Genomic DNA, 14,588 nt, shown 5'->3' with positions numbered 1-14,588 from the left:
CCGCCAATGAAACCGAAGCGCTGCTGCTTGAACAGACGCTGATCAAGGAGTGGCGGCCGCCCTACAATATTCTGCTGCGTGACGATAAATCCTACCCCTACGTGTATTTATCCGACGGCAACTTCCCGCGCCTGAGTATTCACCGGGGCGCAAAGAAGCAGAAGGGCAAGTATTTCGGCCCATACCCGAGCGCCGGCGCAATCCGAGAAAGTTTGAGCCTGCTGCAAAAGACCTTTTTCGTGCGTCAGTGCGAAGACAGCTTCTACAAAAACCGCACGCGACCTTGCCTGCAATACCAGATCAAACGCTGCAAGGCGCCTTGTGTCGGGCTGGTTGACCCGGCGGAGTACGCCGAGGATGTACGCCATTCGGTGATGTTCCTCGAAGGGCGCAGCAATGCGCTGACCGATGAGCTCTCCAGCGCCATGGAACAGGCCGCCAGCACCCTGGATTTCGAGCGCGCCGCTGAGTTGCGCGACCAGATTTCCTTGCTGCGGCGTGTACAGGACCAGCAAAGCATGGAGGGCGGTACGGGGGACGTCGATGTGATCGCCGCTTTTGTTAACCCGGGCGGCGCCTGTGTGCACCTGATCAGTGTGCGTGGCGGGCGAGTGCTGGGCAGCAAGAATTTCTTCCCGCAGACCGGTATCGACGAGGAAGTCGCTGAAGTCATGGCTGCGTTCCTTGGCCAATACTACGTCAGCAGCCCCGAACGCGACTTGCCGTCCGAACTGATCGTTAACGTGGTGCATGAAGACTTCCCCACGCTGATCGAAGCGATCCACGCGCTGCGCGGCCGCGAGCTGGACATCAGCCACCGCGTACGCGGCACGCGCGCGCGCTGGCAGCAACTGGCGGTGACCAACGCCGAACAGGCCTTGAGCGCGCGCCTGGCGAATCGACAGCACGTGGCTGCGCGTTTTGACGCCTTGGCCGAAGTCCTCAACCTGGACGAGCCGCCCCAGCGTCTTGAGTGCTACGACATCAGCCACTCCAGCGGCGAGGCCACCGTGGCGTCCTGCGTGGTCTTCGGGCCGGAAGGGCCGATCAAGGCCGATTACCGGCGCTACAACATTGAAGGTGTCACCGCCGGCGATGACTACGCCGCCATGCACCAGGCCCTCACGCGGCGCTTCAGCAAGTTGAAGGACGGGGAGGGCAAGCTTCCCGATATCCTGCTGGTGGACGGTGGCAAGGGCCAGTTGTCCATGGCCCGTGACGTGCTCAACGAGCTGGCCGTTCCCGACCTGATTCTGCTGGGTGTTGCCAAGGGCGCTACGCGTAAGGCCGGTTTCGAAACGTTGTACTTGAATGATGCCGCTCATGAGTTCACCTTGAAAGGTGACTCACCCGCGTTGCACCTGATTCAACAGATCCGCGACGAAGCTCACCGTTTTGCCATCACCGGCCATCGTGCCCGCCGTGGTAAAACCCGTCGAACCTCAACCCTGGAAGGGGTCGCGGGCGTTGGTCCGACCCGTCGCCGTGACCTGCTTAAACATTTTGGTGGCTTGCAGGAGCTATCCCGTGCCAGCATTGACGAAATTGCCAAAGCACCCGGTATCAGTAAAAAGCTCGCTGAGCTGATTTATGCAAATCTGCACAGCGAATAGAATGCCTTCTCACCTCGTAGCCAGTTGTGCCGATGAATATCCCTAATCTGATTACCGTTCTACGCGTCCTGCTCATTCCGATTTTCATTTTGCTGTTTTATTTGCCTTACGAATGGAGCTATGCAGCGTCCAGTTCGGTATTCGCTTTTGCGGCTGCGACCGACTGGCTCGACGGCTACCTGGCGCGCCGCCTGGAACAGAGCACGCCCTTCGGCGCGTTCCTGGACCCGGTGGCCGACAAACTGATGGTGGCCGTCGCCCTGGTCCTGCTGGTGCAGGAACACGGTAACCTGTGGCTGACATTGCCGGCTGCGGTGATCATCGGCCGCGAGATCGTCGTCTCGGCCCTGCGCGAATGGATGGCCGAAATCGGCGCCCGCGCCCACGTGGCCGTTTCCAACATGGGCAAATGGAAAACGGCTGCGCAGATGCTTGCGCTGGTGATTCTGCTGGCCAACCCCTCGGACTTCTCCTTCTGGGTTCTGATGGGCTACGCCTTGCTGCTCGTTGCCGCAGGCCTGACGTTGTGGTCGATGCTCCAGTATTTGCGCGCTGCCTGGCCTCACCTGCGCACCACCGTTGAAAAGAAATAAAACTTTTTTGAATCAAGGGGTTGACGGGGGTTCTGGATTCTATAGAATGCACACCACCAAGACGCGGGAATAGCTCAGTTGGTAGAGCACGACCTTGCCAAGGTCGGGGTCGCGAGTTCGAGTCTCGTTTCCCGCTCCAAATATTAAAAAATGGACCTCTGAAAAGAGGTCCATTTTTTTTCGCCCAAAGAAAAGTCTTTCCATGACTTTTGCCGCGCACCTCCCTGAAAACACGCCGAGCCCGTTCTTGTGCACGCAGTTTTCAAGCATTTCAAAATTTGACCCGGTTGCAGGAGGCTTATCAGGACGGTGTAGCGCCGATCCAAGCGCGCAGCAATATTTGTTTTTCTGGTAAAAAGTTTTATTGACTAAAATATTGTATGGGGTAATTATTTCTCTGCATCTGCTTCATGCAGAGTCATCTTCAGGGTTATCCCGATGAGTCATAAAGCCCAATTCTCCCTCGCGACTTCTTATGTCGAGGCCAATGAGTCTTCATTGGCCACTCGCGTGGCGCCGCTGCTGATGCAGGGGTTTCCCGCCGCGCCGGAACACCGCGTAACGTGGAACAACTGGATGCGCACGCCCTTCAATCAGTGGGGGTTCCGTCATCTGGCGCGACTGCGCCCCAGCATTGATGTGTCGGCGGGGCCAGGGCCTGTCGGTCAGCTTCAGGAGGCCCCGCGCGCGCTGGATCAGTTGTGTTTCGACAGTGAGAGTGGGTTGGGCATCCGTGTGATCGAGCACCTTGTCGCCAGCCAGACGGACGCCTTTTTGGTGATGCAGGGTGACACGGTGTTGTTCGAGCGCTACTTCAACGGCCAGCGCGCCTGTGACCGGCACATCATGTTCTCGGTCACCAAGTCGCTGATCGGTACCTTGGGTGAACAGCTGGTGACGCGTGGCGTGCTCAAGCCCGAGCGGCCGGCCGCTTACTACGTGCCTGAACTGGCGGGCAGCGCGTTTGGCGATGCGACGGTGCGCCAATTGTTCGACATGGCGGTGGGCATCGACTACAGCGAAGTGTATGACGACCCCAATTCAGAAAGCTCGCAGTACGGCTATGCCTGCGGCTTTCAACCGGCACCGGCGCAGTACGCGCAGTTCGAATCGTTGTACCAGTACTTGCCATCTCTCAAGAAGCGCGGCAGCCACGGGGGCTTTTTCCATTATGTGACGGCCACCACCGAAGCCTTGGCGTGGGTCATGGAACGTGCCTCGGGCAAGGCGTGCAGTCAGATGCTGGAGGAGGTCTGGGGGCGCCTGGGGTGCGACCGCGACGGCTATTTTCTGGCCGATCCCTGGGGCCGGAATGTGGCCGGGGCGGGCTTCAGCGCCACCTTGAGAGACATGGCGCGTTTCGGTCGCCTGTTGGCCAACAACGGTCGCCACGATGGCGTAGAGCTGCTGTCGCCCGAGACGGTGGCCCGTATCACCGCTGGCGCGGATCCGGCGATCTACGCGCAAAATGCCGAGTTCTCCCACTGGACGCCCGGTGCCTCCTATCGAAGCCAGTGGTACGTGTTCAACGACCACAGCCAGGCCCTGATGGCCGGGGGGATTCATGGCCAATACCTGTTCATCGACAAGCCGTCCGGCGTCGTGATCGTCAAGCAGTCTTCGCTCACCGATGCGGTCAGCCCGTTCGACACCGACAGCGTACGCATGCTGCGCGCGATCGCCGCCCACTTGAGCCACTGACCCACGCCAAACAATAAGATTTTTTGCGTTCTATTCACCTGGCTTGCCCAGGTGTTGGCGGCGCCCTGCGTCGCCATTGACTGCCCTGTAACAACAATAATTCCACAGGAGCTTCTTATGGTATTCAGCAAGCGTTTCTCTCGAGCGCTGTTGGCGGTCGGCTTACCCTTGACCACCCACGTCGCATTCGCGGGCTACACCTTTGAGGACGGTGATCTCAAGGGCGAAGTCAATCTCACCGCTGGCGGGGCAACGTTGTTTACCCGTGGGGTCAACTTCGGCAGCGGCCGGGTCGATGCGCGCAACGGTAAAAACGGCGGCGCCCGGATCAACTGGCAAGAGGTCTACGTAAAGCCGGGGGTTAAACTCGAGTATGCGTTGCAACCGGATTTTAGCCTGCTCGCGGGCGGTTCCCTGGTGGCGGCGAGCACCTTCGGCGATGGTGATGCAGGTGGCTTCAGCCGCAGTTCCGATGGCAAGGCCGCTGCCGAAGAACTCTATGGCGGTTTTCGCGCCGGCGAGTGGAAGCTCACCGCCGGCCGCCAGAACTATATGATCGGTACGGGGTTCATCGTCATGGACGGTAACCTCGACCAGTACAAGGATGGTGCTTATTGGCTCGGCCCGCGAACCGCCTTCAAGGATTCGGCGATCCTCGCCTGGGATCATGGCGCGCTGAAGTCTCAGGCCTTCACCTTACGCACCGATGATGACTTGGGCGATTTTCGCATGACCGGCGTCAACGTGGATTACAACCTCGATGACCAGGTGACGCTCGGCGCCATGGCCATGAAGGTCAATGCCCTTGGCCCCAGAGGCAGCACGCTCCCGCGCCGCCGGGACGGGATGCAGGTGTACAACCTGCGGGCGCTCAACGCCAAGGTGCCCGGCGTACAGGCGCTGACGCTGAATGCTGAGTACGCGCTGGAGCGGGGCAGTGGCGAGGGTGTCGATTACGCTGCCAGCGCCTGGTATGCCCAGGCCGACTATGCCTTCAACACCTTGCCGCTGACGCCGGTCCTTGGCTACCGCTACGCGAGCTTTTCCGGCGACGACAACCTCACCGACAACCGCCAAAAAGCCTGGGACCCACTGAGCAAAGGCTTTGTCGACTGGAGCACGTGGCTGGTCGGGGACGTGGTCGGCAACTACCTGCTGTTCAACAGCAACGAAAATGTCCAGCAGTTCTCCCTCAAGACCCACCTCAACGAAACCCTGACCCTCGGCGCGATTCACTACCAGTTCTGGTTGGACGAGAAAAACTACCTGGGCGCACCGGTCAGCGATCGGCGCTTTGCCGACGAAAGTGTGGTTTTCCTCGACTGGACACCCACACCGTCGTTCTATACGTCGCTGTCGTACAACTGGGTCAAGCCACTGGCCGCCGCCAAACAGGTGTTTGGCGATGACCAGACGTTCAGTGCGCTGGAACTGTATTTCACCTACCGCTATTAAGTGCTGCGAGCCATCGCGGCCGCGCTGGAGTGTTTTGATCATGAACAGATTTCTGCGTAATACCGTGCTGGGCACTGTCGCCTCGTTGCTCATCAGTGGTGTTTGCCTGGCTGAAGAACGAACCGTACGGATCTACAATTGGATCGAATACCTGCCACCCGAAGTGCTGAAGAGCTTCGAGGAAGAAACCGGTATTCGGCCTATTTACGATGTGTTCGACAGTGCTGAAACCATGGAGTCCAAACTGTTGACGGGCAACTCCGGGTACGACGTGGTGTTCCCCGGCACCGCCAACCTGGGGCACTTGATCACGGCCGGTGCCGTGCAACCGCTGGACCGCAAGCAGTTGCCCAACTGGCAGCACCTGGACCCGCAGTTCATGCAGTCCCTGGAAGCCGTGGGTGACACCGGCAACCGCTACGCCGCGCCTTACCTGTGGGGCACCACATTGATCGGCTACAACGTCGACAAGGTGCGCAAAGCCCTCGGCCCCGACGTGCAGATGAACAGCTGGGACATCATCTTCAAGGAAGAAAACCTCGCCAAGCTCGCCAGTTGTGGCGTGGGTTTTCTCGACGCCGGCAACGAGATCCTGCCGATTGCCTTGCACTACAAGGGCCTCGACCCCAATAGCCAGAAGCGTGAGGACTATGTGCAAGCCCAGGCGGTGATGATGAAGATTCGCCCTTACGTGACTTACTTCAACTCGTCGCGCTACGGCATGGACCTGGCCAACGGTGATATCTGTGTGGGCGTGGGCTGGTCCGGCGGCGTCGCACTGGCCATGCGCCTGGCAGATGCCGCCGGCAAGGGCGTCAAGGTCCAGATGGCACTGCCCAAGGAAGGCGCGCCGATGTGGTCGGACGTGATGATGATCCCGGCCAAGGCCCCCGATCTGGCGGAAGCCCATGCGTTCATCAATTACATCCTGCGCCCGGACGTGATTGCCCGTATCAGCAACAAGATCGGCTACCCCAACCCGAACAGGGACGCTACTGCGCTGGTGGACGCCAGCATCCGCAACGACCCCAACATGTATGTGCCGGACGAAGCGCGCAAGACCCTGTTTGCCCTGGAGCCGATTCCGCCCGCCGTGGAGCGCATCCGTACCCGCACCTGGACCGCCATCAAGAGCAACCGTTGATCTGTGTGGCCCGGTGCGTGTGCGCCGGGCTCGGAGCTTGCCATGCCTGAACGGATGAATATTGCCCCCAACTTGCAGCGGGTGCTGACCCTTCGCGTTGCGATTGGGCCGGGTGTGATGCTGGGCGACAGCGTTGAAGGCCTGCGCTGCAACTACCCGATTCTGGGCGGGGATTTCGATGGGGTCGGCATCAGCGGCCAGGTCTTGGCGGGCGGAGCAGATTGCTTTCTTTTGCGCCCGGATGGCATCGGTCAACTGGATGCCCGCTACAGCGTCAGGACCGACGAAGGCGAGGTGATCAACATCCGTAACCGGGGTGTGCTGAGCCTGACTGAGTATGGCCGCCAGCTGGAAAGCGACGGCCAATGGCCGATTCCTGAGACGGAATACCGCTGCACCTGCACGCCGGTGTTCCAGGTGGCCAAGGGGCGGCTGGACTGGCTCACCCGATCAAGCTTTATCGGCCTGGTGCATTATCCGTGCGCCGACCAGGTGGTGATTCGTTGCTATCGCTTTTACTGAGGCCCGCCGCCAGAAGCGGTCAGGCCTGCATGCCGTAAAACAGCAGCTCGGTGATACGCCTGACCTGGGTTGAGTGCGCGTCGATATCCGGGTGTTCCTGGTTCACCAGCCTGAACAATTGCAGGTGCGAATAGTCGTTCAACAGGAACGCGGCCAATTCCACATCGAGTTGCGCGCGTAGCTTGCCGGCCCGTTGCAGTTCCCGCAGCAGTTCGCTGATTTCGGCCCTGAGCGCATCGTTCATGGCCCGATAGCCTTCGGGCAGTCCATTGCTGCCGCCGAACAGGATCAGTGGCAGCAGTTCACGCCACAGGCTGGGGTGCATGACTTCCAGGGCATAGCCCGTGAGCAGGCGTTCCAGGTGGCAGAGCGCTTCGACCGGGTCGTCGATTTCGTGGATCAGGCTGCGGGTATCGCTGATCGCGCGTTGATCGGCGTGGTGCAGGATCTCCAGGATGATTTCCTGTTTGTTGCCGAAGTACTTGAACACCGTCGGCGGCGATACCCCGGCCTGGCCGGCGATCTGTTCGATGGTGGTGTTCTGGAAACCCTGGCGCTCAAACAGTTCGACCGCCGCTTTACTGATAGCTTGCCGGCGTTCGGCTTTCTGACGTTCACGCAGTCCGCTCACAGGAGATCCTTGTCACGAATAAAAAGAGGGGCGCGTGTTGGCCCCATACCCCTGCAAAATACTTAATTGGGTAAAGCTTTTAAAGCACTAATTGCCTTTCAAGGGGTTTGCCGCCGGTGCTTCTTCATGCGGTAAGCAAATTGAGCACGGCTGAGCCCCACGAGCCTGGCGGCCGCAGCCAGGTTGCCGGCGCTTTGTTGCAACGCTTCAGTGATCAGGCGCGATTCAAGCCCTTCGATGGAAAACCCCTGGTCCAACGGGTCGAGGGTATCCAGCAGCGTCGAGCGCGGCGCCTGCCCGGTATTTGACAGGCTGCCCTGATCGTCCAGGCCATAGGGTTCGGCGGGCAGCGGTTCGTTGCGAAACAGATGCACCAGGTCAATGGCCTGGCCGTCGTCGCTGGCGATCAGGCCGCGTTCGATGAGGTTTTGCAGCTCGCGCACATTGCCCGCGAAGTCGTAGCGCAGCAACGTCTTCAGGGCGCGCATGGTCAGGCCTGCCGGGGTCCGGGCGTAGTCCTGGCAGAAGCGCGTCAGGAACGCATTGATCAGCAGCGGGATGTCGTCCCGGCGTTCACGCAGCGGGGGCAGGGCGATGGGGTAAACGTTCAGCCGGTAGAACAGGTCTTCGCGAAAGCTTCCGTCTGCCACCGCTTTACGCAGGTCGATATTGGTGGCGGCCACCACGCGCACATCCACCTTGATCCCGCGCACCCCGCCGACCCGTTCGATTTCCCGTTCCTGCAAGGCTCGCAGCAACTTGCTTTGCCCGGGCAGGCTGAGGCTGGTGATTTCATCCAGGAACAGCGTGCCACCCTGGGCCCGTTCGAATCGCCCGGGGCGCGAGTGCGTCGCGCCGGTATAGGCGCCGCGTTCGACACCGAAGAGTTCGGCCTCCACCAGGTTATCCGGGATGGCGGCGCAATTGAGTGCCACAAACGGGCTGTCATGGCGCCGACTGAGCTGGTGCAGCTGGCGCGCAAACATCTCCTTGCCCACGCCGGACTCCCCGCTGATCAGCACCGTCGCGGGCGTCAATGCAACCCTTTGCAGCGCTTGCATCGCCGCGTTGAACGCGGCACTGGCGCCCACCAACGGTTGTGGCGGGCGGGTTTCGCCAGCGCTGCCCACCGGGCCTGCAAGCGTGGGGGTGGCAGGCCCGGTGACGGCCTGGGACACATTCAGGTAGCGCAGGTCCTGCTCGACATCACCCCATTGCTCGGCCGTCTTGCCAATCACGCGGCAACGGCGATGGCCCATGCCACGGCATTCCACTTCGCGGAAAATCACCATTTGCCCGAAGAGGCCACTGACGAAGCCGATGGCGTAGCCGGTTTCGGTCCAGCACACCGGGTCCTGGCCGATGCCGTAGGCCCCCACATGTTCATCGGCTTCGCACGAGTGGTGCCAGAGAAATTCCCCTTCATAGAACCCCGAGTCGGCATCGAACTTGAAGTGCAGCGGTTCGACCTTGGTCATGCCTTCCAGGGTGTGCAGGTGTGTCCCGGCGCGAAACACCGCGGCGGCATCGGCCTGTGGCCAGCGCTCGCGGATCAAGCGCGCATCCCGTGCGCCGGAGGCATAACCGGTGCGGGTGAACAGGCCCCGGGCCTGGTCCAGTCCCAGGCGCTCGATGACCTCGGCGCGCAGGGCGCCGAACGACGAACTGTGCAGCAACAACATGCGTTGATCGTTGAGCCAGATGCGCCCGTCTTCAGGGGAAAAGAACAGGCAATCGGCCAGTTCCGCTGTGGTGGGCGAGCTGCTGTCACTGAGTTGGCGACTGTCGCCACGCGGAGGGGACGGCGCGCTGGCCACCCGGTCGTCGGGCAGCGCGCTGTGGGGATTAGTCATTGTTATGCCCCTGCAAAGCGAGTGATCGATATGAGCAACTGCTCAGATAGTTATAAAACATAACCTTATCAATTGAACAAGTGGCGAAGCCCGGGTTTTTTGCGGGCGATCGCCCCAGGCGTGTGAGCGTTGCGCGGCAGGCCTCGACCCAGAGCCCTCGCCGGTTTATGTGCGCGCCGTTGCGTGCAAGCGGCACAGCCTTTGCTCAAGGCTTGATGCGGCGTTTGCACCCTGTGCAGACGATGACAATTACAAGAACCGGAGTTGCCAATGCCAATGTCTGAAACCACCCCCTTTCTACAGCGGGCCATCGCGTCCGAATGCCTGTTCAACGGCGATTGGATTCCCGTTTCGGGATCTGTGATTGACGTGATTGAACCCGCCACCGGCGAACCCCTGATGCGCTGCGCCATGGCCAACCCGGCCGACATCGCCGTCGCCTGCCGCAGTGCGGCGCTGGCGCAGCCGGCCTGGGCTGCGTTGGGCCCACGGGAGCGCGCCGAGGTGTTTCGCAAGGCGGCGGACCTGGCCCAGCGGTCCTTCGCCGAGCTGGCGCTGTACGTCGCCCGGGAAACCGGGGGCGCGTTGTTCAAGGGCGAGCACGAAGTGCGTGAAGCGATTGTGCTGCTGCATCAGGCGGCGGGGCTGTTGTCCCAACCTCACGGGGTGGTGCTGCCCAGTGCAGCCGGCCGATTGTCCTATGCACGGCGCCAGCCCCACGGCGTGGTCGGGGTGATTTCACCGTTCAACTTTCCGCTGGTGCTGTCACTGCGCTCAGTGGCCCCGGCGCTGGCGGCAGGCAATGCAGTGGTGCTCAAGCCTGACCCGCAGACCCCGGTCAGTGGGGGTTTTCTCATTGCCCGGCTGTTTGAAGAGGCGGGCTTGCCCAAGGGCCTGCTGCAGGTGATGCCCGGCACGGCGCCGGCGGGGGAGGCGCTGTGCCGCGATCCGAATGTGCGGATGATTGCGTTCACCGGGTCGACGGCGGCGGGGCGCAAAGTCGCTGAAGTGGCCGGGCGACACCTGAAAAAGGTTGCGCTGGAGCTGGGCGGGAAAAACCCGCTGATCATTCTTGAAGACGCCGACCTCGACCTGGCCGCGAGCAATGCAGCCTGGGGCGCCTGGCTGCATCAGGGGCAAATCTGCATGGCGACCGGGCTGATTCTCGTGCATCAATCCATCGCTGAAAGCCTCACCCGCAAGCTGGCGGACAAGGCCCGGGCACTCACGGTGGGCAATGCCGCCCGGGGTGAAGCGGCGCTCGGCCCGTTGATCAACCAACGGCAATTGCTGCGCGTGCACGAGATCGTCAGCGATAGCCTGCAGGCCGGCGCACGGCTGGAGGCAGGCGGCGACTATGACCGGTTGTTCTACCAGCCCACCGTGCTCAGTGGCGTACGTCCGGGCATGCGCGCCTTTGAGGAAGAGCTGTTCGGCCCGGTGGCCACGGTGGTCAGTTTTACCACCGACGAGGAAGCGATCGAACTGGCCAACCGCACGGAGTACGGCCTCTCGGCCGCCATCATCTCGCCGTCGGTCGGGCGCGCCATGGCCATCGGTGAGCGGCTGGACTGCGGCCTGCTGCACATCAACGACCAGACCGTGGCCGACGAATGCATCAACCCGTTCGGCGGGCGCGGTGCCTCCGGCAACGGCGGCAGCGTCGGCGGGCCGGCGGACTGGGACGAGTACAGCCAGTGGCAGTGGGTCACGCTGAAAAATACTCCGCCTGCCTATCCATTCTGAGCCGTGGCCGTTCTGGGCCCTGGCTCATCGATTCGATACACCCATGCCTATACAAAAATAAGAGGGCTTGAACATGAACCTGCACAACAAAACCCTGATCGTCACCGGCGTCGCTTCCGGCATTGGCGCCGAGCTGGCGCGGCTCGCGCGTTTCCAGGGGGCCACGGTGATCGGTGTGGATCGCCATGAACCGCAACTGACCCTGGATGGCTTCTTCCAGGCTGACCTGGGTGACCCTGCCAGCATTGATGCGCTGGTGGCGCGCCTGCCCGCGCGGGTCCACGGGCTGTGCAACATCGCTGGGGTGCCGGGTACGGCGCCCGAGCAAGCGGTGGCGACGGTCAATTACCTGGGGCTGCGGCACCTGACTCAATCGTTGCTGCCACGCATGCCGGCGGGCGGCAGCATCGTCAATGTTGCCTCGGTGCTTGGCGCGCAATGGCCGCAACGGCTGGAGCTGCACAAGGCGCTGGCCGCGACACACAGCTTCGAGGCCGGGCAGCAGTGGCTGGCGGCCAATCCGGTGGAGCAGGCCAGCTGTTATCAATACTTCAAGGAAGCGCTGATCGTGTGGAGCTTCCAACAATCCCAGGGCTGGTTTCGCGATCACTCGGTGCGTATCAACTGCGTGGCGCCGGGGCCGGTGTTTACGCCGATTCTCGGCGATTTCGTCAGCATGCTCGGGCCGCAGCGGGTGGCCGAGGACAGCCAGCGCATGACCCGTCCAGCCCTGGCCGATGAGGTGGCGGCGGTGATTGCCTTCCTCTGCTCGGACGCTGCGCGCTGGGTCAACGGGGTCAACCTGCCGGTGGACGGTGGGTTGGCCGCCACCTACGTGTAGGGCCTGGCACAGCGATAAATCCCGGTGCGGCCCCTGCGTGCCGGGAGTCTTGAACAACAACAAAAATACAGGACATACAAGATGCTCAAGCCTATCTTGCGGACGGTTGCGGCCACGACATTTGTCGCACTGACATCGACTGCACATGCCTACGACCTGCCCGGACTCAACCTCGGCAGCACCAGTTTCTACGACGGCTCGCCAGCGCCGGGCGGCCCCGGTTGGTACCTGGAGGAGTACCTGACCTACTCGCGGGCCAGCCGTTTCAATGATGCCCACGGCAACAAGCTGGCGCTGCCCAGGCAGGACCTGGAAGTGGTGGCGCCCACCACGCAGATCATCTACGTCGGCCAGCCCCTGGCCAATGGCGCGATGCCCGGGTTCACCCTGATCAACACTTCCCTGGCCCAGGTGAATGTCGACGATGGGTTGCACAATGCGGCGTTGAGTTCCCGTGCTGGCTTCGGTGACCTGACGGTCGGTGCCTTCCTGCAACTGCCAAGCCTGAACCGCGCCGATGGCAGCCCGCTGTTGACCCAGCGTGTCGAGGCTGATGTTTCGATCCCGGTGGGGGCCTATGACCGCCATCGCTCGATCAACCCCGGCAGCAACTTCTGGTCATTCAACCCGTATTACGCGGCGACGTACTGGTTCAGCCCGACATGGTCGGCGAGCGGGCGTTTCATGTACCTGTGGAATGGCAAGAATGATGATCCGCAGGCAGGCTTCGGGGATGTTTCCGATACCCAGGCCGGCCAGGCATTGCATGCCAACCTGACGCTGCAATATGCCTTGAACCCGCAACTGAGCGTGGGGGTTAACGGCTACTGGCTGAAGCAGATCACCGACACCCAGGTGGACGGGCACGCTGTGAGCGGGCGTCGCGAAAAGGTCTGGGCCATCGGCCCAGGCCTGGTCTACGCCTTCAACAAGGAGAACGTGCTATCGGTGAACGCCTACTTCGAACAGCAGGCGCAGAACCGCACCGAGGGCAACAAGCTGGTGCTCAATTGGCTGCACCAGTTCTAGGCTTTGGTGGGCCTGGCCGCTTGCGGAGTGGCCAGGTTCAGTGGCGCCGTACGCACCATGACGCTGATGATGGTCAGTGCGGCGATCACCACGCCGGGGGAGGTCGCCAGCAGTACGCCGGCCGTGCCGGCGCCGGCGGCGAGGAGTTGCCCGGCCGCCAGCGGCCCGGCCACCGAACCCAGGCGGCCCACTGCCACAGCGGCACCGACGCCGGTGGCACGCACCGAGGTTGGATACGAGGGCGGTGCCGAGGCGTACAGCACCAACTGCGCAGCCATCACGAACAAGCCGGCGGCAAAGCCGGCAATAGCCATGGGCACGATGCCCACCGACAGCCCGACCCCGGCCAGGGCCGCCAGCAACCCGGCATACACGGACACCACCACTTTGAGGGCATTACAGCGGTCCAGCAGCACGCCGCCGAGCAGCGAACCCAGGGCGCCGCCGATATTGAAGAGCATCTGCACCATGCCCGCCTGGGGTTTGCTGAAACCCTGTTCCAGCAACAGCGACGGCAGCCAGTTAAGCAGCATGTACATCACGGTCAGGGTGAAGAAGTAGCTGAGCCACAAGGCCAGTGTGGTGCGCGCGCGACCGTCGCCGAACAGCGCCTGGCCGGTGGAGGGGCGGGCGCCGTGCGTGTTGTCGAACTGTTGGCGAAAGGCGCTGGATTCAGGCAGCAGCAGGATCATCAGCGGCACGGCCAGCAAGGGCGCCAGGCCGCCGATAATAAACGTGGTCTGCCAGTGCTCACTGGAAAACATCGCCACCACTGCGGCCAATGCACCCCCCAGGGGCACCCCGCAGTACATCACGCTGATGGCCGTGCCACGATTGCGTTCGCTCACCGCTTCGGCGCACAGCGCGATCAGGTTGGGCAACGCGGCGCCCAGCCCCAGGCCGGTGAGAAAGCGCACCAGCAACAAGCTTGAGTAGCTGTCAACAAACGCGGTGCTCAGGGAAAACAGCCCGAACAGCAGCACGGCGCTCACCAGGATTTTCTTGCGCCCGATCCGGTCGGCAACCCAGCCCCCGAAGAACGCCCCCGGCAGCAGGCCGATGATGCCGACGCTGAACACCCAACCGAGCATCTTCGGATCCAGGGCGAAGGTTTGACGTAACCCGGCGGCGGCGGTGCCGGCGGCTTGCAGATCGAACCCTTCGATCAGCGCAACGATAAAGCACAACGCAATAGTCAGCGTCGAACGACGCGATGGACTGTCCATGGCAAACCTCATTGTTGTTTTTGTTGTGGTGGCGAGCTTGAGTGGCTGCTGAAGATTAAGATAACAAATATAACTAAAAAATGAATCGTGGAATAAAATCCGTAAAAAAACAGAATAAAGTGATTAGATTCAATCGATTGAGATACTTGTTTGTGAATGGCTAAAAAATAGATAGCTTTATTAATGTTCGATTATCGGTCAGTTACGGTTGACGAGTACCGTCGGCTGTTTCCA

Annotated in this window: 12 protein-coding genes and 1 tRNA gene; 10 read left to right on the top strand and 3 right to left on the bottom strand. The window is 61.6% G+C overall.

Annotation, left to right across the window (positions count from 1 at the left end; all coding sequences use genetic code 11):
• The 7 genes from uvrC to A7D21_RS17385 form a co-directional block, all read left to right on the top strand.
• Positions 1–1,613: excinuclease ABC subunit UvrC (uvrC, locus tag A7D21_RS17415; protein ID WP_069552241.1), on the top strand; the 1,613-nt coding region annotated here is incomplete at its 5' end.
• Between the two features lie 32 nt (positions 1,614–1,645).
• Positions 1,646–2,206, top strand: coding sequence for a CDP-diacylglycerol--glycerol-3-phosphate 3-phosphatidyltransferase (gene pgsA / locus A7D21_RS17410; RefSeq protein WP_053255497.1), 561 nt, complete (start codon positions 1,646–1,648; stop codon positions 2,204–2,206).
• 63 nt (positions 2,207–2,269) lie between these two features.
• A tRNA-Gly gene (locus A7D21_RS17405) sits at positions 2,270–2,345 on the top strand.
• A gap of 299 nt (positions 2,346–2,644) precedes the next feature.
• Positions 2,645–3,907, top strand: coding sequence for a serine hydrolase (locus tag A7D21_RS17400; RefSeq protein ID WP_053255498.1), 1,263 nt, complete (start codon positions 2,645–2,647; stop codon positions 3,905–3,907).
• Positions 3,908–4,024: 117 nt separating this feature from the next.
• Positions 4,025–5,362 (top strand): alginate export family protein, encoded by a 1,338-nt coding sequence (locus tag A7D21_RS17395; RefSeq protein ID WP_069552240.1) that lies wholly within the window; start codon positions 4,025–4,027, stop codon positions 5,360–5,362.
• Positions 5,363–5,402: 40 nt separating this feature from the next.
• A complete protein-coding gene (locus tag A7D21_RS17390; protein WP_069552239.1) occupies positions 5,403–6,506 on the top strand; it encodes a polyamine ABC transporter substrate-binding protein in 1,104 nt (367 codons plus the stop codon).
• A 42-nt stretch (positions 6,507–6,548) separates the two neighbouring features.
• Entirely contained in the window at positions 6,549–7,028 is a 480-nt protein-coding gene (locus A7D21_RS17385) for a DUF3237 domain-containing protein (protein ID WP_069552238.1), read from the top strand.
• Positions 7,029–7,047: 19 nt separating this feature from the next.
• Here A7D21_RS17385 and A7D21_RS17380 read toward each other — a convergent pair whose 3' ends face one another.
• Together A7D21_RS17380 and A7D21_RS17375 are read right to left on the bottom strand one after the other, a co-directional pair.
• Complete coding sequence (locus A7D21_RS17380; protein WP_069552237.1) at positions 7,048–7,659, bottom strand: TetR/AcrR family transcriptional regulator; 612 nt, start codon at positions 7,657–7,659, stop codon at positions 7,048–7,050.
• A 98-nt stretch (positions 7,660–7,757) separates the two neighbouring features.
• Positions 7,758–9,512: a sigma-54-dependent Fis family transcriptional regulator gene (locus A7D21_RS17375; protein ID WP_069552236.1), complete on the bottom strand. Its 1,755-nt coding sequence runs from the start codon at positions 9,510–9,512 to the stop codon at positions 7,758–7,760.
• Between the two features lie 270 nt (positions 9,513–9,782).
• Here A7D21_RS17375 and A7D21_RS17370 point away from each other — a divergent pair, with 270 nt between their 5' ends.
• The 3 genes from A7D21_RS17370 (at position 9,783) to A7D21_RS17360 (ending at position 13,128) form a co-directional block, all read left to right on the top strand.
• A complete protein-coding gene (locus A7D21_RS17370; RefSeq protein ID WP_069552235.1) occupies positions 9,783–11,258 on the top strand; it encodes a benzaldehyde dehydrogenase in 1,476 nt (491 codons plus the stop codon).
• Between the two features lie 73 nt (positions 11,259–11,331).
• On the top strand, positions 11,332–12,099 hold the full coding sequence (locus A7D21_RS17365; protein WP_053255505.1) for a coniferyl-alcohol dehydrogenase: 768 nt from the start codon (positions 11,332–11,334) through the stop codon (positions 12,097–12,099).
• An 81-nt stretch (positions 12,100–12,180) separates the two neighbouring features.
• Positions 12,181–13,128 carry a transporter gene (locus A7D21_RS17360; RefSeq protein WP_069552234.1) on the top strand — a complete coding sequence of 316 codons (948 nt, stop codon included), beginning with the start codon at positions 12,181–12,183 and terminating at the stop codon, positions 13,126–13,128.
• Here the strand turns inward: A7D21_RS17360 and mhpT are convergent.
• Positions 13,125–14,354, bottom strand: coding sequence for a 3-(3-hydroxy-phenyl)propionate transporter MhpT (mhpT, locus tag A7D21_RS17355; protein WP_069552233.1), 1,230 nt, complete (start codon positions 14,352–14,354; stop codon positions 13,125–13,127). The two genes, A7D21_RS17360 and mhpT, sit on opposite strands and share 4 nt — an antisense overlap.
• Positions 14,355–14,588: the final 234 nt, after the last annotated feature.

Origin of the sequence: Pseudomonas sp. AP19 (genome assembly GCF_001728855.1) — a bacterium.
GTDB lineage: Bacteria > Pseudomonadota > Gammaproteobacteria > Pseudomonadales > Pseudomonadaceae > Aquipseudomonas > Aquipseudomonas fluorescens.
Note: the sequence above shows the minus strand (reverse complement) of the source record. Positions and strands in the feature narration are given on the sequence as shown.